This is a genomic window from Amycolatopsis sp. M39 (assembly GCF_001651785.1).
Lineage (GTDB): Bacteria > Actinomycetota > Actinomycetes > Mycobacteriales > Pseudonocardiaceae > Amycolatopsis > Amycolatopsis rubida.
In genome coordinates, this window is record NZ_LWSF01000006.1 from 178,774 (window position 1) to 199,539 (window position 20,766).

Annotated in this window: 18 protein-coding genes and 2 pseudogenes; 10 read left to right on the top strand and 10 right to left on the bottom strand. The window is 70.5% G+C overall.

Features of this window, described 5'->3' with window-relative positions:
• The 3 genes and pseudogenes from A4R44_RS50430 to A4R44_RS48010 all read left to right on the top strand — a co-directional run.
• A pseudogene (locus tag A4R44_RS50430) lies at positions 1 to 327 on the top strand (MFS transporter); the annotation flags it as partial.
• 32 nt (positions 328 to 359) lie between these two features.
• A pseudogene (locus A4R44_RS52420) lies at positions 360 to 605 on the top strand (transcriptional regulator); the annotation flags it as partial.
• A 58-nt stretch (positions 606 to 663) separates the two neighbouring features.
• On the top strand, positions 664 to 954 hold the full coding sequence (locus A4R44_RS48010) for a hypothetical protein (RefSeq protein ID WP_157904911.1): 291 nt from the start codon (positions 664 to 666) through the stop codon (positions 952 to 954).
• A gap of 181 nt (positions 955 to 1,135) precedes the next feature.
• On the opposite strand, the gene A4R44_RS18070 is transcribed toward A4R44_RS48010, so the two are convergent.
• Genes A4R44_RS18070 through A4R44_RS18080 form a run of 3 tightly spaced genes read right to left on the bottom strand, consistent with a single transcriptional unit; the run spans position 1,136 to position 4,400 of the window.
• Positions 1,136 to 2,191 carry an LLM class flavin-dependent oxidoreductase gene (locus A4R44_RS18070; RefSeq protein WP_067581594.1) on the bottom strand — a complete coding sequence of 352 codons (1,056 nt, stop codon included), beginning with the start codon at positions 2,189 to 2,191 and terminating at the stop codon, positions 1,136 to 1,138.
• Positions 2,188 to 3,444 carry an LLM class flavin-dependent oxidoreductase gene (locus tag A4R44_RS18075; protein ID WP_067581597.1) on the bottom strand — a complete coding sequence of 419 codons (1,257 nt, stop codon included), beginning with the start codon at positions 3,442 to 3,444 and terminating at the stop codon, positions 2,188 to 2,190. The genes A4R44_RS18070 and A4R44_RS18075 overlap by 4 nt, the downstream gene beginning before the upstream one ends.
• A complete protein-coding gene (locus A4R44_RS18080; RefSeq protein WP_067581600.1) occupies positions 3,441 to 4,400 on the bottom strand; it encodes an LLM class flavin-dependent oxidoreductase in 960 nt (319 codons plus the stop codon). The genes A4R44_RS18075 and A4R44_RS18080 overlap by 4 nt, the downstream gene beginning before the upstream one ends.
• A 104-nt stretch (positions 4,401 to 4,504) precedes the next feature.
• Between A4R44_RS18080 and A4R44_RS45815 the strand changes: the two genes are divergently transcribed.
• On the top strand, positions 4,505 to 4,711 hold the full coding sequence (locus A4R44_RS45815) for a hypothetical protein (protein ID WP_157904912.1): 207 nt from the start codon (positions 4,505 to 4,507) through the stop codon (positions 4,709 to 4,711).
• A complete protein-coding gene (locus A4R44_RS18085; protein ID WP_095213421.1) occupies positions 4,708 to 5,787 on the top strand; it encodes a YeiH family protein in 1,080 nt (359 codons plus the stop codon). Before A4R44_RS45815 ends, A4R44_RS18085 begins: the two co-directional genes overlap by 4 nt.
• Before the next feature lie 503 nt (positions 5,788 to 6,290).
• Here the strand turns inward: A4R44_RS18085 and A4R44_RS18090 are convergent.
• Together A4R44_RS18090 and A4R44_RS18095 are read right to left on the bottom strand one after the other, a co-directional pair.
• On the bottom strand, positions 6,291 to 6,497 hold the full coding sequence (locus A4R44_RS18090) for a hypothetical protein (protein WP_067581607.1): 207 nt from the start codon (positions 6,495 to 6,497) through the stop codon (positions 6,291 to 6,293).
• Positions 6,498 to 6,510: 13 nt separating this feature from the next.
• Positions 6,511 to 7,881 carry an aminotransferase class III-fold pyridoxal phosphate-dependent enzyme gene (locus tag A4R44_RS18095; RefSeq protein WP_067581610.1) on the bottom strand — a complete coding sequence of 457 codons (1,371 nt, stop codon included), beginning with the start codon at positions 7,879 to 7,881 and terminating at the stop codon, positions 6,511 to 6,513.
• A 1,395-nt stretch (positions 7,882 to 9,276) separates the two neighbouring features.
• Between A4R44_RS18095 and A4R44_RS18100 the strand changes: the two genes are divergently transcribed.
• Positions 9,277 to 9,954, top strand: coding sequence for a LysM peptidoglycan-binding domain-containing protein (locus A4R44_RS18100; protein WP_067581613.1), 678 nt, complete (start codon positions 9,277 to 9,279; stop codon positions 9,952 to 9,954).
• Between the two features lie 979 nt (positions 9,955 to 10,933).
• Here A4R44_RS18100 and A4R44_RS18105 read toward each other — a convergent pair.
• Positions 10,934 to 11,788 (bottom strand): helix-turn-helix transcriptional regulator, encoded by an 855-nt coding sequence (locus A4R44_RS18105; RefSeq protein ID WP_067581616.1) that lies wholly within the window; start codon positions 11,786 to 11,788, stop codon positions 10,934 to 10,936.
• Between the two features lie 78 nt (positions 11,789 to 11,866).
• Here A4R44_RS18105 and A4R44_RS18110 point away from each other — a divergent pair, with 78 nt between their 5' ends.
• The 4 genes from A4R44_RS18110 to A4R44_RS18125 all read left to right on the top strand — a co-directional run bounded on the left by A4R44_RS18110 (position 11,867) and on the right by A4R44_RS18125 (position 15,045).
• Complete coding sequence (locus A4R44_RS18110) at positions 11,867 to 12,604, top strand: SDR family NAD(P)-dependent oxidoreductase (protein ID WP_067581619.1); 738 nt, start codon at positions 11,867 to 11,869, stop codon at positions 12,602 to 12,604.
• Between the two features lie 26 nt (positions 12,605 to 12,630).
• On the top strand, positions 12,631 to 13,371 hold the full coding sequence (locus tag A4R44_RS18115) for an SDR family NAD(P)-dependent oxidoreductase (RefSeq protein WP_067581622.1): 741 nt from the start codon (positions 12,631 to 12,633) through the stop codon (positions 13,369 to 13,371).
• A 31-nt stretch (positions 13,372 to 13,402) separates the two neighbouring features.
• Positions 13,403 to 13,750, top strand: coding sequence for a BlaI/MecI/CopY family transcriptional regulator (locus A4R44_RS18120; protein ID WP_067582313.1), 348 nt, complete (start codon positions 13,403 to 13,405; stop codon positions 13,748 to 13,750).
• Positions 13,751 to 13,872: 122 nt separating this feature from the next.
• The gene (locus A4R44_RS18125; RefSeq protein ID WP_095213422.1) at positions 13,873 to 15,045 is read left to right on the top strand and encodes an Ig-like domain-containing protein; all 1,173 of its coding nucleotides are present in this window, start codon (positions 13,873 to 13,875) and stop codon (positions 15,043 to 15,045) included.
• Positions 15,046 to 15,136: 91 nt separating this feature from the next.
• Here A4R44_RS18125 and sbnA read toward each other — a convergent pair whose 3' ends face one another.
• The 4 genes from sbnA to A4R44_RS18145 are packed head-to-tail and all read right to left on the bottom strand — an operon-like array spanning position 15,137 to position 20,749.
• Positions 15,137 to 16,111, bottom strand: coding sequence for a 2,3-diaminopropionate biosynthesis protein SbnA (gene sbnA / locus A4R44_RS18130; RefSeq protein WP_067581625.1), 975 nt, complete (start codon positions 16,109 to 16,111; stop codon positions 15,137 to 15,139).
• Positions 16,112 to 16,152: 41 nt separating this feature from the next.
• Positions 16,153 to 17,220: a 2,3-diaminopropionate biosynthesis protein SbnB gene (gene sbnB, locus A4R44_RS18135; protein ID WP_067581628.1), complete on the bottom strand. Its 1,068-nt coding sequence runs from the start codon at positions 17,218 to 17,220 to the stop codon at positions 16,153 to 16,155.
• The gene (locus tag A4R44_RS18140; RefSeq protein ID WP_067581631.1) at positions 17,217 to 18,230 is read right to left on the bottom strand and encodes a TauD/TfdA family dioxygenase; all 1,014 of its coding nucleotides are present in this window, start codon (positions 18,228 to 18,230) and stop codon (positions 17,217 to 17,219) included. The genes sbnB and A4R44_RS18140 overlap by 4 nt, the downstream gene beginning before the upstream one ends.
• A gap of 35 nt (positions 18,231 to 18,265) precedes the next feature.
• On the bottom strand, positions 18,266 to 20,749 hold the full coding sequence (locus A4R44_RS18145) for an amino acid adenylation domain-containing protein (RefSeq protein ID WP_067581633.1): 2,484 nt from the start codon (positions 20,747 to 20,749) through the stop codon (positions 18,266 to 18,268).
• Positions 20,750 to 20,766: the final 17 nt, after the last annotated feature.

Genomic DNA, 20,766 nt, shown 5'->3' on the forward strand with positions numbered 1-20,766 from the left:
CTGGTCGCCGTCGCCGCAGCCCTGCTCGCGACCGGACCCGCGCTGGTTTACGCGGCTGCCGTGCTGTGGGGGCTCGGCTGGGGAGGGGTGCCGACGCTGCTGCAAACCGCGGCCGGGGAGGCGGGCGGCGAGTCCGCGGACACCGTCCAAGCGATGCTCGTGACGCTGTGGAACGCCGCGATGGCCGCTGGCGGCGTTGTCGGCGGAGTGCTGCTCGACGCGGCCGGCAGCAGTTCGTTCCCCTGGGCTGTGCTGGCGTTGATGGCACCGGTCCTGGCAGTCGTCCTGCTCGCGCGACGACACGGCTTCCCGCCGCAACACGCTTGACGTCGCGGTCGCGGGCGATCTTGGACGGAACCGTGCCAGAGCCGGCGAACACCGGCCTCGGAAGCTATCTGCGACGGATGCGCGAACGCCTCCAACCCGCCGAAATCGGCCTGGTCAGCCGCGGTTCCCGGCGAGTGCCCGGATTCCGGCGGGAGGTCGCCGCGCTCGCCGGAGTCAGCTCGACCTACCGCGCCCGGCTCGAACAAGCGCAGACCGCGCACGCGTCGCCGGAAGTCCTGTCCGCGATCGCCCGCGCGCTGGACCTGAGCGCGGCCGAGGAAGCGCACCTGCTCGACCGCTCCCGCCCTGCCAGCGCGCCCGGCCACGACCGACGTGGTGACCCCGCAAACCCGCATGCTGGTGAACACCCTCGGCGACGCGGCGGTCGCGGTGCCGAATTTCCGCTGCGACATCCTGGCGTGGAATTCGCTGTTCCGCAAACTGTTCGCCGCCCACCTCGATTTCGCCGCGCCGGACGGGGAACGGCCGAATTTCATCACACTGAACTTCCTCGACGAAAATGTCCGCGCGCTGTACGCGGACTGGCCGCTGGAGGCGCGGCAGAATGTCTCCTGCCTGCGCTACCTCGCCGGGGCCGCCGGCACGACCCGCGACTGGGCGAGCTGATCGGCGAGCCGACGACGGCCAGCCCGGAGTTCGCGAAACTGTGGGTCGGCCAGACGGCCGGGCAAGGCGGCGAGGTCGGTCACGTCTCTCGATCTTGCGCGGCGGCGGAAGCGGTGTCACTGGATATCCGGGCCGCCGCTGCGCCGGTTCCGCCGGACCTGCGCGGCGAAGGGGTCGCCACTCACGAGGCGCCGATGGACGGCCACGGCGGTCCTGGGATCGCCCGGCGCAACGCCGGCGCGACCTCGGCCTGGAACAGCTCCAGCGCGGCACGGTGTTCCCGCGGTGTCCGGCCGTCGCGGTCGGCGGACAGATGCGTCACGCAGTGGCCGAACTGTTCGTGGTAGCGCAACACTTTCTCGGTGACCTGGGCAGGACTGCCGATCAACGCGGAGCTGCGCTCGACGAAATCCGCCAAGGTCGGGAAAACCGGTTCCTGGCCGAGCTTGCGCTGGAGCGCCAGCCGGGCCTCGAAGATCGGCCGGTACGCGTCGAGGGCGTCCTGCGAACGGCCGGCCAGGTGGAATCCGGCCGTGCCCGCGCCGACCACGGCGTCGGCCGGGTCGCGGCCGTGGAAGGCCCAGCGCCGGCGGTAGTGCCGGATCAGCTCGGCGTACGGTTCGATCGGGTTGGTGACGTTCGCGGAGAACAGCGGATCCCCGTGTTTCGCGGCCAGTTCGACGGATTCGCGGCTGGTGGCGCTGCCGTGCCAGATCCGGATCGGCTGCTGCAGCGGACGCGGCCACACCTCCGCCGCGGTGAGCGGCGGGCGGAACCGGCCGGACCAGGTGACCCGATCCGCCTGCCACAGCTTGCGGAACAGCTCGTAGCCCTCGGCGTTGCGGTCCCACTGGTCCTCGGGGGCGACATCGAACAGCTCGCGCTGGGCGGAGCCGTTGCCCTTGCCGATGATGAGTTCGAGCCTGCCGCCGGAAAGGTTGTCCAGCATCGAGTAGTCCTCGAACGCGCGCACCGGGTCGAGCAGGCTGAGCGTCGTGACCGCGGTGAACAGCCGGATCCGGCGCGTGCGGGCGGCGATGTGGCTGAGCACCACCGGCGGGGAGGACGACAGGAACGGCCGCTCGTGCCGTTCGCCGACGCCGTAGCCGTCGAAGCCCAGTTCCTCGGCGAGTCCGGCGTTTTCGACGACCTCCCGCAGCCGTGCGCCGGGGGCGGCGAGTTCGCCGGTGACCGGGTCGGGGGTGTGCGTGATGAGGGTGATGAGCAGGAACTTCACGGCAGCTCCAGATGTTCGCGCAGCGTCGACCCGGTGTAGGTGGTGCGGTACACCCCGCGTTCCTGCAGTTCCGGCACGAGCCGGTCGGCCACCTCGTCGATCGAGCCGGGAACAAGGTGCGGGCTGAGGTTGAACCCGTCGACCACCCGGTCGGCGGCATACCGGGCCCATTCGTCGGCGACCTGTCCCGGCGTCCCGACGAACGAGTGGTGCCGCGGTTCGACCTCCAGCACCAGTTCGTGGATCGACAGGTTCTTCGCCTCGGCGAGATCGCGCCACTGCCGGATGCGCTCGAGTTTCCCGGTGCGGTGCTCGATCGAAATCGTCCCCCGCGAGGGGTCCAGTTCCCCTTCGGCCGGTTCGATGTCCGGCAGCGGGCCGTACGGGTCGTAGGCCGACAGGTCCTGGCCCCAATACTGTTCGAGGAACGCGACGGCGCGCTGCGGGTTGATCTGGCGGCGGCGGATTTCCTCGGCGCGCTCAGCGGCGTCGGCCGGCGTGTCCCCGAGTACCACTGACGCGCCCGGCAGAATGCGGACCGCGTCGGCGGACCTGCCGTGGCGGGCCAGCCGGGCCCGCAGGTCGCTCGCGTAGGCGGCGGCCTTGTCGTAGGCGGTGTTCGCGGAGAAGACCACGTCGGCGTGTTGCGCGGCGAGTTCCCGGCCGCCGGGGGAATCGCCGGCCTGGAACAAGACCGGACGGGCCGGCGGCAGCGTCGGTTCGGCGCGCAGCCGCACCAGGTCGGTGTCCGCCTCGACGGGGCCGGTCCACAACGCTTTCACGGCTTCGACGAACTGGGTCGCGCGTTCGTAGCGACGCTCGTGCGCCAGCCAGCCGCCGTGCCGGAAGTTGGCCCCGGTCCAGGCGTTGTCGGTGGTGACGATGTTCCATCCGGCCCGCCCGCCGGAGAGATAGTCGAGCGAGGCCAGGCGGCGGGCCAGGTCGGCGGGGTAGTTGTAGGTGGTGTTCTGCGTCGCGACCAGGCCGATTTTCGTGGTGGCCCCGGCGAGCGCGCTCAGCTGGGTGATCGCGTCCGGACGGCCGGCGACGTCGAGGGCGTGCACGCGGCCGCGGTTCTCCCGGACCCGCAGGCCCTCGCCGAGGAAGAACGCGTCGAAGAGCCCGCGTTCCATCGTGCGCGCCACCGACACGTAGGTCTCGATCTCGGTGTGCGCCGCGTTCGACGGGTCGTCCCACCGGAACTGCGGTCCGACGCCGGGGTAGAAGACCCCGAGGTGCAGCTGCGCGGTCATGCGATTCCCTTCGACGACCCGGCGAAGCGGTTCTCGGGGCGCGGGAGGCCCAGCGTCGTGCGCAGGGTCGCGCCCGGTTCCGGCGGAGCGTGCAGGCCTCGCCGGCGCAGCTCCGGGAGCACTTCCCGGCTCAGCAGCGGCAGGTCCGCCGCGCCGGGGTGCAGGCGCACGCCGTCTAAGCCGAGCTGTTCCAGCACCGTGACCAGACCGGCGGGGGAGCCGGTGTAGCGGGCGCGGCCCTTCGGTGCCGGGGCGGCGGAATCGAAGCGGACTTCCAGCTCGCCGAACAGCAGGGGAGCCTCGGCCGGGCGAGACCGCTGGAGGTCGTCGGTGAGCACGATGTCCGGCCGGACGTCGTCGGCGAACTCCTCCGCGGCCAGCACGACGAGGCTGCCCTGCGGCGGCCGCGGCGTGATCAACGGTCCTTTGACGGAGAAGGTCTCCCCGGTGAAGTCCACGTGGTGGACCTTGTCCGGGTCCAGGTAACGGCCGGTCGCGAGGTCTTTGACGACCGCGTCGTCCTCCCACGAGTCCCACAGCCGCCGGACCGCCTCGACCACGTCGGCCACCTCGTGGCGGAGATCGTCCGGCTCCGCGCGGCCGACCGTCGCGAGCGCCTCGGGAGTGGCGGCGGCGCCGACGATCCAGGCGGCGCGGCCGTGCGTGGCGTGGTCGAGGCTCGCCAGCTGGGCGGCCAGGTGGAACGGTTCGGCGGTCAGCACGTGCGACGTCGGGGCCAAGCCGATGCGGGAGGTCCGGGTGGCGGAATAGGCGGCGCGGACGGTGGCGTCGACCCGGAATCCGCCGGCGGGCGGGACGGGTGCGTCGTCGAAGGTGGCGAACGTGTACCCGGCGCGCTCGGCGTCGGCGACGACGTCCGCCAGCGCGCGCGGGCTGGTTCGCTCTCCGTCGCTGTCGAGTTCGACCGCGAGGTGCAAGGTTTTCGATGAACTCATGCGGGCACTGCCCCCTCGATTCGGTTGTGCCAGAGGTAGCCCGGATCCGGGGTGCGCCGCACTGCTGCTCAGGATGTGGGCGTCCGCGCGGTGTTGTTCCGCCGATGTCCACAATGGAGTGTTCCCAGCTGGTGGACGTCGAGGACCAGCGCGGCCGGTCCGCCTACAGTCCTGCGGTCATGAGTTCAGATGCGAAACCGCGAGGCTCCGCGCGGATCAGTGCCGACTGGGCCGCGGTGCTGGTCGCGGCCGTTCTGGTGGCATTGGCCGCGTTCGGCGTGCTGCCGGCGATCCCGTTCCTCGTCAAATGACCGCCGCGCTGGAGGGCCGCCGCGCGGTGCCCGCTGTCGTGCGATACCTGCCGGGGCTTCTGCTGCTCGCGGCGGTGGGCATCGCGGGAACGCTGGCGCAGAACGGGATCCGCAGCCTCGGCCACGCGACCGGGACCGCGCTGCCGGACATCGAATACGTGCTGTGGGCGATCGTCCTCGGACTGCTCATCCGCAACACGATCGGCGTCCCGGCGCTGTTCCGCCCCGGGGCCGGGACCTACGAGTTCTGGCTGAAGACCGGCATCGTCCTGCTCGGCGCCCGGTTCGTGCTGGGCGACCTCGCCAAGCTCGGCGGGTTCAGCCTGGGCCTGATCCTGGTCGACATGGCGGTGGCGACCACCGTGATCCTGGTGGTGGGCAAGGCTTTCGGCCTGGGCGGCAAACTGTCGTCGCTGCTGGCGATCGGCACCTCGATCTGCGGCGTGTCGGCCATCATCGCCGGCCGCGGTTCCATCGACGCCGACGACGAGGACACCGGCTACGCCATCGCCGCGATCCTCGCACTGGGCGCGGTCGCGTTGTTCACCTTCCCGGCGATCGGGCACGCGCTGAACCTGACCGACACCGAATTCGGCCTCTGGGCGGGACTCGCGGTGGACAACACCGCCGAGACGACCGCGACCGGTGCGGCGTACTCCCCGCACGCACAGGACGTCGCGGTCGCGGTGAAAAACACGCGGAACGCGTTGATCGGGCTGGTCGTCCTCGGTTATGCGGCGTACTGGTCCACGCGCGGCGGCAAGGCGGTCGCGAGCGGGGTGAAGGGCCGCGCGGGCTTTGTGTGGCGCACCTTCCCGAAGTTCGTGCTGGGCTTCATCGCGGTCTCCGCGCTGGCGACCGCGCACGTGTTCACCAAGGCGGAGGTCGCCAACCTCGGGAATCTCTCGAAATGGGCGTTCCTGCTGTGCTTCGCCGGGGTCGGCCTGAACTTCGACCTCCGTCAGATGGCCCGCAGCGGGTTGCGGCCGTTGGCGGTGGCCGCGCTCGGGCTGGTGGTGGTCGCGGTGTGCTCGCTGGGGCTGGTGCTGGTGTCGTCGCAGTGGTTCAGCTTGTGACCGGGTAGGCGGGGCTCACCTCGGCAGGGTCGGGATCCCGTTGGCAGGCAACGCCGACGGGCTCAGCGGCAGGTCGAGCTGTGCCGGGGTGTCCCCGTCCGCCACCTGCGTGACGTTCTCCGGCACGACGGACGTGGCCTGTCCGAGCAGCTCCGGGCTCGACCCGTGGACCTGCCCGACCGCGCCGGCCGGCGTCTGGTTGTACTGGCCGGTCGTGGCGACGGTGCCGCCGGGCTGGCCGTGCGTGACGTTGTCGCCCTGCGCGTTCGGGACCCCGGGAACTGCACTGGGACTGCCCAGCGCGCGTCGACCGCGTGGGGCGCCCGCGCCGCTGGTTTGATGTCGTGGTTGTTCCGGTAGGTCTGGTGCTGGTTCGAACCGGCGATCTGGACCGGTACCGCCAGTTCGGCCTTCGCCCGGTTGCCGCGCGAGGGATCGCTCGGCCTGAGTGCCGGCGGGCCTTGCTCGGGACAGGCGTGGCGCCCACTTCCTTGGCGGCTGGCTTAGACGCGCTGCTTGCCTTGGGCGGCAAGGCTTTCTGGAGCGGTCCGGCGAGCGACTTCGTCCTGGTGGCCAGGCAGCCTCGGTTGCCCGAGGACGGTGTCGCCGAGGTCGATCGGCACGGTGACCCCGGTGCCGATCGGATTCGCCTGCTTGTCCGGACCGGTGTCGTCGGCGGCCGAGGTGATGCCGGTGCCGAGGACGACCAAGCCGCCCGAGGGGTCAGCGCGCTTCCCGGGTAGCCGAATCGAGCGCGGCCAGCAGGATTCCGGCGGCCGTGCGCACGACGTCCGCGGTGACGTTGAGCGGCGGCAGCAGCCGGACCACGCTGTCGCCGCGTCCGCCCAATTCGACGATGAGCCCGCGGCGCAACGCGTGGTTCTGGACGGCCAGCGCGAGTTCCGAGGCGGGCGCTCCGGTGCGCGGGTCGGCCAGTTCGATGCCCCACATCAGCCCGGCGCCGCGCACGTCCGTCACCCACGGATGGCTGGCCAGCGGGGAAAGCAGTTCCTCGAACTGGTATCCGCGCTCGACGACGTTGTCCAGCACGCTGTCGCGATTGACGACCTCGATCGCCCGCGCGCCCGCGGCGAAGGCGAGCTGATTGCCGCGGAACGCGCCGGCGTGCGTGCGGGGAGCCCAGTTGTCGAGGCGCTCGTCGTAGATGATCAGCGAGACCGGCGAGCCGATTCCGCTGAGCGCCTTGGACGCGACGATCACGTCGGGTTCGATGCCGTAGCGCTCGAAGGCGAACCAGGTCCCGGTCCGGCCCCAGCCGGTCCGCAGTTCGTCGACGATCAGCGGGATGCCCAGCTCGCGGGTCAGCTCGCGCACCCGGTGCACGAAATCCGCCCGCGCCGGGACCACGCCGCCCTCGCCCTGCACCAGCTCGAGCACCACCGCGGCGGGCAGCGGGAGGCCGCCGTCGGGGTCGTGCAGCGAGCGTTCGAGCAGGTCCGGGCAGGTCGCCGCGCAGGTGTCCGGAGCGTGGCCGGCCGGGCAGCGGGGGCAGGAGGAGTACGGCGGGTAGTGCGTGCCGGGCAAGGCGTTCGCGCTCGGTCGCCGTCCGGCGAGCCCGGTCAGGCCGAGCGCGGCGTGCGCGCTGCCGTGGAACCGGCCCTGGAACGACACGACGCCGCCGCGTCCGGTCGCGGTTTTGCACAGCTTCAGCGCGGCTTCGACGGCGTTGGTCCCGGCGGGTCCGCAGAAGTGCAGTTTCATTCTCGGGCGCAGCGCCTCGGGCAGCATCGTGAGCTGGGCCTCGGAGAACTCGTCCTTGACCGGGGTCGCGAAGTCGAGCGCGTGGGTCAGCTTGCTCAGCTGCGCGGTCATGGCCGCGACCAGTTCGGGATGGTTGTGCCCGAGGGAGAGCACGCCCGCCCCGGCGAGGAAGTCGATGAAGACGTTGCCGTCGGCGTCGCGCACGAAACTTCCCGAGCCCTCGGTGATCGCGATCGGCAGCCGCCGGGGACCGCCGCGGGCGTTCGGTTCCCGGCGGTCCTGCCGGGCGAGGTACTCGGCCGAGCGCGGACCGGGCAGATCGCAGTGGACGGCGGGGCCGGTGAGCGGCGCGGGATGGTCGAGGATGGTCATCTGGCCTGTTCTCCCCTGACAGTGGTGGTGGCGCGGCCGGATCCGGCCGCCGGGAGCCCGCCCCGGTGCGCGGCGGTCTTCCCCGTGAAAAGGGCGTTCGGGGCGAACTGTTCCCGCTCAGTGCGCGGGGAGAGCCGCCGGGCGCGTTTCGCCGGTAAACGGAGCGGTCGTTCTCGCGGTATTGCGTTGCCGTGCCCCGGACAGAATGCTTCGGTTTCGGCCCGGGGATGCGTTTCGCCGGCGTCGCACCGCGCGTCCGTCATGCACTTCTCCTCCTTTTCGCAGGGATTCGCGGACCGCCGGAAAAACGGCCGGCGACGGGGGAAACGGTTTGTCGCGAGCGGAGGCGGGGGAGGGCGGCGCTGGGCGCAGCCCTCCCCGGTCGACCTCACTGGAATACCGCGGGGCACAGCGTAGCGCAGCCGGTTCCGGCCGACCGGCGCGCCGTACGGCACCGGATCGCGTCCGGCTCCGGAAAGAAAAGAAACGGCCGAGATGCGGCAATCCCATGCGCCGGGAGAGTGAACGCGGCGATTTCGCGGAGTTCGCCGTACTGGGCTGAACGACTGAATGTGCGACGGTGTTCGCGACGGTGCGAAACGGACCGTGAATATTCACGGTCCGTTTCCGGCGGGTGAATCGGGCCGGCGGACCGCATGGTGGGATGCCTTTCCGGACGGTCGCGGGCGGGTTCCGGGATATGTCGGCTGCGGGAAATACCGAGGTTTCTGGCGTGTTTCTGACTTTTTCGCCGTCCGGATCCGGTTGCGGGTGCTGTTTCCGCTGGGGAAGGGCGGCCGACTGCGGTTTCGGCGGCAGGGCTCGACGGGAGGGCGGCGATGATGGTCCAGACCATGGCGGTGATCCGGACCGGCGGCCAGCTGGTCCAGGCCACCGGCGGCGGGTGCCGGTCGCGGGCGCGCCCGGGGGAGCGGGCCTGGTCCGGCGGGGCGTGCGCGGCCGGGTCCGGGTGTCGTAGTGCGGAGTGAACGAGATCCGCGGACCTGTGTTTATCTCGACCGCAATAGTCATAGTGCATACGTATCGCTAACATTATCTACGGTGGGAAACTTGCCAACTATGACGAAAAGGACTTGATTTTGCGGGGGTGTGTCGGGGAATCCTTGCTGTTGAGCTGTGATTCATTTACCAAGTGGCGCACTCTGCGTATGACGCACCGTCGCCCGACTGCTACGCGCCGAGGCGATCTGTGTCCGATCCCACTGCCTCTGTACACCTGCTGTTTCCGTTTCGTAATCTTCTCGAGCTTTTGCGGTGACCTGCGATCTACCCCGAGGATCAGCGACCCGAAGCCGCCGCGTGCCGTCGCGGCTCGCTGCCTGGTTCAGGCGCGAGGACGGTGGTGCGGTGTGACAGCGAAGGAGCCCACCTACCGTGGGACGGCACAGCAAACCCAGCAAGACGAAGACAGCTCTCCAGCGCACCGGCGCGACCGCGGCTCTCGCGGGCGCCACCCTCGGCGGCATCGGCCTCGCCGGGGCGGGCACGGCCAACGCCTTCCCCGGGCAGGCCGGCATCGTCAAGTGCGAGAGCAGCGGCAACCCGGCCGCGGTCAACAACACCGCGGCGGGCCAGCGCGCCGGTCGCCCCGCCGGCCTGTTCCAGATCGTCACGAAGACCTGGCTCGCGAACGGCGGCGGCCAGTTCGCCCCGACGGCCGACAAGGCCACGCCAGCGCAGCAGCAGATCGTCGCGGACCGGATCTACGCGAAGCAGGGTTCGGCCCCGTGGCAGTGCCGCGGCGGCTCCGGACCGGCGAGCTACGCCGACTTCGGCGGCGACACCTCCGGCGGCTCCGCCGAGGTCGAGGCCGTGGCCGCGAAGCCGAAGGTCGAGGTCAAGGCCCAGGCCAAGGTCAAGTCCGCGCCGAAGCACGCCGCGCCGTCCTCGAACCCGGGCGGCAGCTACACCGTGGCCGCCGGCGACACCCTGTCCGGCATCGCGAAGAACCTGAACGTCGACGGCGGATGGCAGCACCTGCAGCAGCTGAACGCGAAGCACATCCCCGACGCCAACCTGATCCTGGTCGGCCAGAAGCTCGTCACGAAGTAACCCGCCGAGGCCCCGGCCGGGCTCGCGCCGCTTTCCCCCGGGCGACGCGACCCGGCCGGAGGCCGCCGGTGCACGCGCGCGAAAGTGCGCTCGGGCACCGAACGCGCGCCCCGGCGGCCGGCGTGCGGAGCGGGCGGGCCTGCTTTGTGGGAACACAGGCCGGTTCGCGCCGCACGCCTTGCCGCGAGGCCGGAGAGCGCTGGCCGTTCTCGGCGTGTTGGGCGGTTGAAGGTGCTTGGGCGGAGGTTCGAGTGCGTGACGCCTGTGCTTGGGTGCCGCGCGTGCTGTGTGGGACGGCGGGCCTGTCCGCCCCGCATGCCTTGCCGCGCGAGGCTTTCGAGCGCACGGCCGCCGTCGCGGTTCGAGGACTGTCTGGTCGGTGCGTTCGGCGAGTAGAGTCGGCAACACGCTTGGACCAGGGAGAGGGAACGCGGCGAAGCCTGTTCGCCGCCGTCGTTGTGCTCGGCTGCGTGCGATCGGCGGTTGTTCGATGGAGCACCGCGAAGAATCCCGTGGCAGCGCGGCGCGTTGAGCAGCCGCCGACGTGATTTGTGGCGCACGGTCGTCGGTGCGCTGACCCTCGTCGGGCTCGTCAGATTGCGGTCGCTCTGGCGGCAGACCAAAAAACGTACCCGCGCTGCTGGACGGCCCGCGCTGCCGAGCCGGTGGCTCCCAACGCAGTGCGAGTGGCCGCATTGCGCGGCGGCTGGAGGCAAGCCTGGTCGCCCGGATCGGCGCGTACCTCGGCGAACGCGCCGGACGACCGGTGCACCTGACTAACTGCTCGTCTGGCGGCGGACGTGCGAGAACTCGTCGAGCGCGTTCCCGCGGACCGGACGATTCTGCCCGACGTACCGAAGAGTGCTTGCCGAGGTCGCAAACCAGGCGAGAATCGCCCGCGCGTTCCGGAAAGCCCGCCGGTTCGAGGTATTCGCCGCCGAATTCACGCACGTGGACTCACGCGGTCACCAGATTTGGTTCACGGCTTTCCGCCCGCATCTGGACGTGCTCGTTGAGCCCCGGTGGCAGACACCCGCAACGGAACGCTCCGCAGCAACGACAGCGCATCTGCACTGGGACTGCCGGGCTCAGCCTGATAGACGATCAACTGCTGCCCAGGCGCACCGCGCACGTCGAATGCCTGATAGGTCAGCGTCAGCGGCCCGACCGCCGGATGCACGAGCTGCTTGGGCTCGCGGGTTTTCCCCCGCACCTGATGGGTTTCCCACAGCGTCCGGAACTGCTCGCTGCCCTCGCTGAGTTCCGCTGCCAAGCGCGGCAGGGCCGGATCTCCCGCCGCGGCGCGCAGGTTCGCCACGGTGGCCTGGGCTGTCCAGTCCCAGCGGGCGTAGAACTGCCGTCCCGCCGGGTCGAGGAAGGTCATGCGGGCCAGGTTGCCGGCCGTGCCGAAGGGGGAGAACAGGGCGTCGGCGAGGGTGTTCGCGGCAAGGATGTCCAGGACGCGGTTGAGCACGAACGCGGGCGCGTGCGGGTAGCTGTCCATCAGCTGCCGCAGTTCGGGGCTCACGGTCTGGGGAGCGGGGGAAAGCAGGTCGGGCGGGGTGGCGCCGGCGAGGCGGTACAGGTGTTCGCGGGCGTCGGGGTCCAAGTCCAGTGCGCGGCTGAGGGCGTCGAGCACCTGTGGTGACGGGCGGGTTTCCCGGCCCTGTTCCAAGCGCGCGTAGTAGTCGACGTTCACCCCGGCGAGCACCGCGACTTCCTCGCGGCGCAGGCCCGCGACCTTGCGTCGGCCGGAATAGCGCACGCCGGCGTCCTCCGGGGAGCGTTGTGCGCGGCGTGCTCGCAGGAAGTCGCCCAGTTCCGTACTGCCCATGCAGACCAGGGTAGGCGGCGGCTGGGTGGGTGTGGCACGTCCTGTCAGCGAGACTCGCCGCAGCCGAGACTGGTCGGCATGACGAGAGAATTGGCGGGAAAGGTCGCCCTGGTCACGGGTGCCGCGCGCGGGGTCGGTGCGGCGACGGTCGCTTGGCTGCACGCCCGCGGGGCACGAGTGCTGGCCACCGACATCCGGCCCGAGGTCGAACAGCTGGCCCACGACGGCGTGGCGGTGCTGGTCGGCGATGTGTCCGAAGAGGATGTCGCGGTGCGGTCGGCGGCCGCGGCGCTTGAGCGGTTCGGCGGGCTCGACATCCTGGTGGCCAATGCTGGTCGTTCGGTGAACAAGCCGGTCACCGAGACGACTGCGGCGGACTGGGACGAGGTGATGTCCGTCAATGCCCGCGGAGCGTTTCTGCATGCGCGCGAGGCATTTCGGGTGATGCGCGACAACGGCGGGGGAGCGATCGTCACTGTCGGGTCGTTCGCCAGCACGGTGGGGCTGGCCGAGGCGGCGGCGTACAGCGCGTCGAAAGGAGCGCTGGCGCAATTGACGAAGGTGCTCGCGCTGGAAGGCGCTCCCCACGGAATTCGCGCGAATGTGGTCGCTCCGGGCGTGATCGAGACAGATCTGCTCGACACTTTCCGCGCCGACAGCCGGGCGTATCTGCGGTCCTTCGGCGACGCCCATCCGCTCGGCAGGGTCGCGCAGCCTGAAGAAATCGCCGAGGTGATCGGCTTTCTGGCGTCGCCGCGGTCCGCGTTCGTCACCGGTGCGGTCGTCGCTGCCGACGGCGGCTACACCGCGGCTTGATTTCCCTCCGACGAAAGGAATATCCCATGCGGCTCAGCGGCAAGGTCGTGTTGCTCACCGGAGCGACCGGCGGGATCGGGCAAGCCACCGCGGAACTGTTCGCCCGCGAGGGAGCCAGCCTGGTCGTCACCGATGTCGGCTCCGAAGCCGTGGAGAAGCTCGCGGCGCGGCTGGAGACCGACGTGCTGGCCGATCGGCTGGACGTGTCCTCGCCGGAAAACTGGCGCGAAACCGTCGAACGGACCCGGCGGCGGTTCGGCCGCCTCGACGTTCTGGTCAACGTCGCGGGGATCGTGGACTGGCCGGGCATCGAGGAGACCGCCCCGGACGCTTGGGACCGGGTGATCGCGGTCAACCAGACCGGGACCTGGCTCGGGATGAAGACCGCGATGCCGCTGCTGCGCGCTTCCGGCAACGGATCGGTGGTCAACACCTCCTCGGTGCTGGGCCTGGTCGGCAGCGGCGCGGCGGCCGCTTACCAAGCGTCCAAAGGGGCGGTGCGGTTGCTGACCAAGACCGCCGCGGTCGAGTACGCGACGCGCGGCGTCCGGGTCAATTCGGTGCATCCGGGCGTCATCGCCACGCCGATGATCCAGGACCTGCTCGACGAGCAAGGCGACCAGCAGCCCGACATCGTCCGCACGCCGATGCGCCGCGCGGGCAGCCCGGCCGAGGTCGCGCACGCGATGCTGTTCCTGGCCAGCGACGAATCCTCGTTCGTCACCGGAACCGAACTGGTCGTCGACGGCGGGCTCACCGCGTACTGACACCGGACAGGCGAGCCCTAGGATGCGGGGCGTGCAGGGACTGGGCGAGCTGGAATCGGCGGCGATGGACGTCCTGTGGCGGGCGGGCGACCCGCGCACGGTCCGCGAAGTGCTGGAGGCGCTGAACCGGGACCTGGCCTACACGACGGTGCTCACCGTGCTCGATCATCTGCACAGCAAGGGCTGGGTGGAACGCGAGAAACGCAGCCGCGCCTACTGCTACACGCCGGTGTCGTCGCGAGAGGAAGCGGCGGCACGCGCTATGCGGAACCTGCTCGCCGACGCGGGCGACCCCGAAGGCGTGCTGCTGCATTTCGCGCGGTCGGCGTCCGAGCCGGAGCGGGAGGCGCTGCGGCGCGGGCTGCGGCTGCGTTCGTGACCGCCGCGGCGGAATCCCCTTCGCCCGGACAACCACCACCTGGACAGCGACTCCCGCCCTGCTCCGCCCCTGACCGGTATGACTACTATGTCCGGTAGTAAGCGCGAACGGGGGCAGATCAGGTGCTGGGGAGAAAAACGCAGATCATCGCGGGGATCCTCGCCGGGCTGGCGCTGACGGCGGCGTGCACGTCCGCACCGGACCCCGGTCCCGCCGCCGGAAACGACCAGAAGACCAGCGCCGCGCCGGTGCCCGCGACCCTCGACCTCGGGCCGAAGGACGGCTCGAACGACGTCGCGCCCGGTGAACCCGTCACTGCGGTGGCCAGCGGGTCCACGCTCAGCGAAGTCACCCTCGCCGCCGCGGACGGCACCTCGGTTCCCGGCGAGACAGATGCCGCGAAGCAGCGCTGGAACAGCAGCAAGCCCCTGGAATACCGCACGAAGTACACGCTCACCGCTCGCTCCGTCGGCGCGGACGGCAACCCGGTGACCCGCACGAGCACCTTCACCACCGCGACCGCGAAGGCGCAGGCGTACCCGTCGGTGATCCCGCTCGACGGCGAGACCACGGGCGTCGGCATGCCGATCACGATCAAGTTCTCCGCGCCGGTCGCGGACAAGGCCGCGGCCGAGAAGATGCTCACCGTCACCTCCGACAAGCCCGCCACCGGGGCGTGGCGCTGGTTCGGCGACGACGAGGTGCACTACCGCACCAAGGAATACTGGCCCGCGTACTCCACGGTCACCCTCGACATCAAGATCGCCGGCCGCGCGCTCGGCAACGGGGTGTTCGGCAAGGCCGACCGCAAGATCGGCTTCAAGACCGGCCCGTCGATCATCTCGAAGGTGTCCGACAAGGAAAAGCAGATGCGGACCTACCAGGACGGCGAGCTCGTCCTGACGTCCCCGGTCAGCCTCGGCAAGCCGTCGGCGCGCAGTGTTTCCGGAACGATGCTGATCATGACCGTGCAGTCGCCGTACACGATGGACTCCAGCACGTACGGCGTGCCCACCGACTCGCCGGGCGGCTACCGCACCACGGTCAAGTACGCGCTGCGGCTCACCAACTCCGGCCAGTTCCTGCATTCGGCGCCGTGGTCGGTCCGGCAGCAGGGGCGCACCAACACCTCGCACGGCTGCCTCAACGTCAGCGTCGAGAACGCGAGGTGGTTCTACGAGAACTCCCATCGCGGGGACGTCGTGGTCGTGACCGACACCGGCGCGGACCTCAAACCGGGCGACGGCTGGACCGACTGGCGCTTCAGCTGGGACGAATGGCGGAAGAAGGTCTGAGCCGGCCTGGCTTCAGGTCGGTGAAGGGCTCCTCGCGGGAATCGGATTCCCGCGAGGAGCCCTTCACCGACGGCGACCCGGCTCCCGCGGCTCAGACGGACTGCCGGGTCCGCGGCGAGAGCACGTCCTCTCCGTAGATGCCCTGCAGCCAGTTGGTCTGGTAGATCGTGTCGAGGTAGCGCTCGCCGAGGTCAGGGGCGACGGCCACCGCGGTCAGATGATGCGCGTCGTGTTCGGACAGCCAGCCGGTGGCCCCGCTGACCACCGTCCCGGTCGAGCCGCCGAACAGGAATCCGTTGCGCGCCAGCCGGTGGCACGCCCGGACCGAATCCGGTTCCTCGACGAGGACCACGTCGTCCACATAGGACTCGTCGAGGATCGCCGGGCGCACGCTGGTGCCCAGCCCGGGCAGCATCCGCCTGCCCGCCGGGCCGCCGAAGGTCACCGAGCCGGCGCTGTCGATCGCGACGATCCGCACCGGCCGGTGCCATTGGCGGAAGAACCGCGCGCAGCCCATCAGGGTGCCCGTGGTGCCCGCGCCGACGAACAGCACGTCGAGATTCGGGAACGCGGCGGCGATTTCCGGCCCGGTGCGGTGGAAATGCGCTCCCCAGTTGTCCGGGTTGGTGTACTGGTTGAGCCATACGTAGCGCTCGTCGGAGGCGCACAGCATGCGCACGTGGTCGATGCGCGCGCCGAGGAAACCGCTCTCCGGACTGGGCTCGGTGATGATGTGCACCTCGTTGCCGAGCGCTTCGATCGCCCGGCGCGTCGCCAGGTTGCAGCGGGAATCGGTGACGCACAGGAACCGGTATCCCCGGCTGGCCGCGATCATGCTCAGCGCGACGCCCAGATTGCCCGAGGACGACTCGACGATGATCGAACCCGGCCGCAGCAGCCCGTCGCGTTCGGCCGCGTCGACCATTTCGGTCGCGGCTTTCAGCTTGATGGAACCGGCGAAGTTGAACCCCTCGCACTTGAGGTAGAGCGAGTAGCCGAAACTCCAGCGGAGGTCGACGTAGAGCGCCTCCTCGTTGAAAGCTTCGGGAACGGTGATGACTGGCACAGTTTTCTCCTCGTCAGGCAAAGCTCAGTGGCGGACGGCGCTCAGCCATACCGGCGCAGTTCGTGGAAGAAGTCCTCGATGACGTGCAGTCCGCCGGCGTCGGACACTCTCTCGTGGACGAAGGCTCCGACCGCGAGGTCGAGGACGCCGAGCCCGAACGGGGAGAAGATCAGCGGCTGGTCGGCGGGCGGGCTGACCCGGCCGGACAGCACGTCGTCGAGGGTGCCGAGCAGGAAATCCCGGCTGCCGGTGCGCTGCTGCACCAGATGCGGCGACGTGTTGGCCTTGAGGCAGTGCTCGACGTCGTCGACGATGTTCGCCGACGCCAGCAGGACTTCCGGGGCCAGGTCGCGCAGGGACACGTGCAGGACCAGCGGATGGTGCGAGAACCACGAGGGATCGTGCACGTGCGGTTCGCCGGCGATGGTCGCGAAGACCACCAGCTCGCTGTCGCGGATCAGGCCCTCGGCGGTCTCGTGGACGCTGATCTCGCCGGTGAAGCCGGACTGCTCCAGGTAGCCGCGGAATCCCGCGGCGCTGTCCGGGTGCAGGTCGTGCACGTTGATCTCGTCGAACTCCCAGCCGGTCCCGGCGAGGAAGGTGTGGAGGTAGCGGGCGATCAGGCCGACGCCGAAGAATCCGACGCGCCGGGGCCGCTGCCGGGTCCGGCTGAGCCAGTCCGCGGCGAGCGCGGCGGAGGCGGCCGTCCTGGTCGCGCTGATGATGGAGCTTTCCAGGCAGGCGAAGGGATACCCGGTCGCGAGATCGTTCAGGATCAGCACCGCCGACGCCCTCGGGATCCCGGCGGCGACGTTGCCGGGGAAGCTGGAGATCCACTTCAGGCCCGCGACTTCGGTCTTCCCGCCGAGGGAGGCGGGCAGGGCGATGATCCGGTCGGCGGGACGATCGGGGAAGCGCAGGAAATAGGAGGGCGGGTTGACCGAATCGCCGGAGCCGTGCACCCGGTAGGCGGTCTCGACGAGGTCGACGACCTCGCGTTCGCGCCCGGCCAGCGCCTGCTGGACCTGAGCGCCGGAGATCACCGCGAACGGCGGCACGGCGACCGGGTCCGCCGAAGCGGATTCGGCGGTGAAAGAGTGGGTCGTCACTGGATTTTCCCCTCGGAAGCGAGCGAGCAGTCGGAAAGCCGCACCGGGTCGGCCAGCCCGACGAGCACCTCGCGCGGGCCCTCGTAGGCGTCCCGGCTGTGCGCGGTGCGGACGTTGTCGACCAGCAGCAGGTCTCCCGCCTGCCACGGTTCGCGAACAGTGTGTTCCTCGTACGCCTCGTTGAGCAGGTGCACGACGTCCTCGCCGATCGGATCGCCGTTGCCGAAGCGCGTGGTGAACGGAAGGCCCTCGGCCCCGTAGATGTCGACCAGGTACTCGCGCACCTCGGGGGCCATCGTCCACTCGTTGAGGAAGGCGATCTGGTTGAACCAGCAGGGCCTGCCGGTGACCGGATGCCCGACGATCGCGTCGCGGCGCTGCCGGGTGCGCAGGCCGCCGCCGGGCTGCCATTCGAACTCGATCCGGTTGGCGCGGCAGTAATCCTCGATCGCGGAGCGGTTCTCGGTGCCGAACGCCTCGGCGACCGAGGCCCCGATCTCGTCGTTGAAGCTGCGGGTGAGCAGCCAGCCCTCGCGTGCGAACCGCGCGCGCAGGCCGGCGGGCAGCGAGGCCAGCACGGCGGTGGAATCGCTGAGCCCGGTGACCCCGCCCGAGGACGGCGGGCGCACGCAGGCGAAGAGCATCAGTCCCGGGAATTCCAGGGTGTAGCTGAGTTCGTGGTGCATGCACATCGGCTGGTTCGGCGGCCATTCCGTCGAGGAGCGCACCCCGCCGGGGTAGGCGGCGCGCGGCGCGAAGGCCTCCCGCTCGGTCATCAGCAGGTCGCTCAGCCGCCCGAACACGGCCGCGACCGCGGTCTGTTCGGCCAGCCCGAGACCGCGGACGAGCACCGCGCCGTATTCGGCGACGAGTCTTCGCACGGTCTCCCGGTGCGTGCTCGCCCAGCCGGCCGGGTCGCCGCCTGCCTCGGCCCGCAGCACCGCGGGCAGTCCGGGCCGGAAATCCGGCTCGGGCGGGGAAGTCTTCGGCAGGAATTTGGACAACGACATCGTGGAATCCCTTCGATTTCCGCGGTTCGGGAGGTTCAGGAGTTTCCGGAGGCAGCAGACCGGCTGTCGATCAGCGCGGCCAGGTCGGCGAGCACGGGGTGCTTGGCGACGTCCTTGATCGAGACCGCGCGGTCGAGCGCGATCGCCAGCTTCACCGCGGACAGCGACGTGCCGCCCCGGTCGAAGAAGTGGTCCCGGCGGCCGATCTGGGCCGCCCGGATGCCGAGCACCTCCGCCCAGGCCCCGGCGAGCCGTTCTTCGGTGCCGGTGACCGGTTCGTCGTAGTCCGCTTCCGCGGCGTCGAGTCCGACGGCCAGCGCGGCGAGGTTCTTCCGGTCGATTTTCCCGTTGGCGGTCAACGGCAACTGCTCTCGCCAGTGGAACGCCGAGGGCAGCATGTACTCCGGCAGCGCGGCGCCGAGGTGCTCGCGCATCAGCTCGTGATCGAGCTGGTCCCGGCTGGAGTAGAACGCGACCAGCCGCGTGCCCTGCCCGCCGCGGCCTGCCACGACCACCGCGCCGTCGCGCACCTCGGGCACCTGCAGCAGCGTGTTCTCGATTTCGCCGATCTCGATCCGGAAACCGCGGATCTTGACCTGCGAATCGCGCCTGCCGAGGAATTCCAGCTTGCCCTCGGGCAGCCAGCGGCCGTGGTCGCCGCTGCGGTAGAGCCGGGTGTCCGGGCGGTGCGGGTCGGCGGTGAACGCCCGCGCGGTGCGCTCCGGGTCGTTGACGTAGCCGCGGCCCACGCACACCCCGGAGAACACGATCTCGCCGGGCGCGCCGAGCGGGACCGGGTCGAGCCGCTCGTCGACGACGTACACGCGCACGTTCTGCACCGGCGGCCCGAGCGGCACCCGCTCCCGCGTCGGCGCGCGGTCCATCACCTCGTGGTTGGTGTCGTCCGAGGTTTCGGTGAGGCCGTAGGCGTTGACCAGCTTGATGTCCGGCATCGTGGCGAACCAGCGCTGCGCCAGTTCGGTCTTGAGCGCCTCGCCGGTCACGGACACGCAGCGCAGGTCCGGCAGCGCGACCGGGTTCTTGGCCACCGCGGACAGCACGACCTCGAGGTAGGAGGGCACGACCTGCAGCACCGAAACCCCGCCGCTGCCGAGCCGGTCGAGGAAGCGGTCGGCGTCCAGGATCACGTCCTGTTCGATCAGCAGCGTCCTCCCGCCGACCAGCAGCGCGGAAACCAGCTGCCACAAAGAGATGTCGAAGCATTGCGGCGCGACCTGCGCCACCACGGACTCCTCGGTGATGCCGAGGTCGTTGATCTTGGCGTGGAGATGGTTGACCATTCCGGCGTGCTCGCACATCGCGCCTTTCGGCTCGCCGGTGGAGCCCGAGGTGAAGTAGATGTAGGCGAGCTGGCCGGAGTCGACGGCGACGTCGAGGTCGTCTTCGGAACGGTCCTCCTCGTACGCGGCGTCCACGAACAGGGTGCGCACGCCGGGCAGCGATTCGACCGCCTTCCGGAGCGTGGTCGTGCTGCCCGGTTCGGTCAGCACCAGTTCGCAGCCGGCCCGGCGCAGCGTGGCCGCGATGCGGTCGGTCGGGAAACGCGGCTCGATCGGCAGGTAGACGCCGCCCGCCTTGAACACGGCGAGCACGGCCGCCATCCAGTCCAGATTGCGTTCGGTCACCACCGCGACGACGCCCTCGCGGCGCAGCCCGCGCGCCGTCAGCGCCCTCGCCAGGCGGTTGGCGCGCCCGTTGAGCTCCCGGTAGGTCCACTGCCGGTCGCCGTGCACCGCGGCGATCGCGTCCGGATGCCGGGCGACGTTGCGCTGGAACAGTTCGTGGCAGCGCAGGTCCGGCACTTCGACGTGCGGCCCGGCGAGTCCTTCCAGTTGCAGCTTGAGCTCCGCGGCCGACAGCAGGGTCGTTTCGCGGTGCGGTGCGGTGACGTCGGCGCGGATCTGGGCGAGCGCGCTCAGGTGGTAGCCGAGGACGCGTTCGGCGGCTTCGGAATCCAGCACCTCGGTGCGGAAGCGCAGCCGGAGCGTCTCCAGGTCCGGCGAAACGTCCAGCCGCAGCACGGTGTCCCCGGCGAGGTCGCCGTCGGTGCCGGTCGGGTCGAAGACCGTTTCGAACGGCGGCGCGACGATGCCGAGTTCGGCGCGCAGTTCGTCGACCGGGAAGTCCCGGAAAGCGAGAGTCCGCGCGTCGATCCCCGCGGTGTGCTCGATCAGTTCGCGCCAGGTGCCGGATCCGGTGCTGAGCCGGCAGGGCAGCGGCGTCCCGCCCGGCTCGGCGACGTAGCCGGCGCACACCTCGGTCTCGCCCGACAGCGCGGCGAGGACCTTGGCGTGCGCGGCGAGCAGCACCGAGCTCAGCGGCACGCGCAGCTGCTCGGCCAGCAGCCGCAGTGCGGTCGCGATCACCCGGGGGACCGGCGTTTCGTGGTCGCCGACCGCGGAGCCAGCGTCCAGCGTCCAGCGCGGGACGCTGGTGCGGCCGCCTGCGGTGAGTACTTCGCGCCAATGCTCGCGAACCGCTCCCAGTCCCGTTGTCATGGGTCGTCCTTCCGGTG

What these genes read in the sequence shown, in the direction of transcription:
- A4R44_RS18075 (WP_067581597.1), bottom strand. Translation starts at nt 3,444, where the DNA reads ATGACCGCGCAGCTGCACCTCGGGGTCTTCTACCCCGGCGTCGGACCG.
- A4R44_RS18095 (WP_067581610.1), bottom strand. Translation starts at nt 7,881, where the DNA reads ATGACCATCCTCGACCATCCCGCGCCGCTCACCGGCCCCGCCGTCCAC.
- A4R44_RS18145 (WP_067581633.1), bottom strand. Translation starts at nt 20,749, where the DNA reads ATGACAACGGGACTGGGAGCGGTTCGCGAGCATTGGCGCGAAGTACTC.
- A4R44_RS18140 (WP_067581631.1), bottom strand. Translation starts at nt 18,230, where the DNA reads ATGTCGTTGTCCAAATTCCTGCCGAAGACTTCCCCGCCCGAGCCGGAT.
- A4R44_RS18085 (WP_095213421.1), top strand. Translation starts at nt 4,708, where the DNA reads ATGACCGCCGCGCTGGAGGGCCGCCGCGCGGTGCCCGCTGTCGTGCGA.
- A4R44_RS18115 (WP_067581622.1), top strand. Translation starts at nt 12,631, where the DNA reads ATGCGGCTCAGCGGCAAGGTCGTGTTGCTCACCGGAGCGACCGGCGGG.
- A4R44_RS18110 (WP_067581619.1), top strand. Translation starts at nt 11,867, where the DNA reads ATGACGAGAGAATTGGCGGGAAAGGTCGCCCTGGTCACGGGTGCCGCG.
- A4R44_RS45815 (WP_157904912.1), top strand. Translation starts at nt 4,505, where the DNA reads ATGTCCACAATGGAGTGTTCCCAGCTGGTGGACGTCGAGGACCAGCGC.
- A4R44_RS18105 (WP_067581616.1), bottom strand. Translation starts at nt 11,788, where the DNA reads ATGGGCAGTACGGAACTGGGCGACTTCCTGCGAGCACGCCGCGCACAA.
- A4R44_RS18080 (WP_067581600.1), bottom strand. Translation starts at nt 4,400, where the DNA reads ATGAGTTCATCGAAAACCTTGCACCTCGCGGTCGAACTCGACAGCGAC.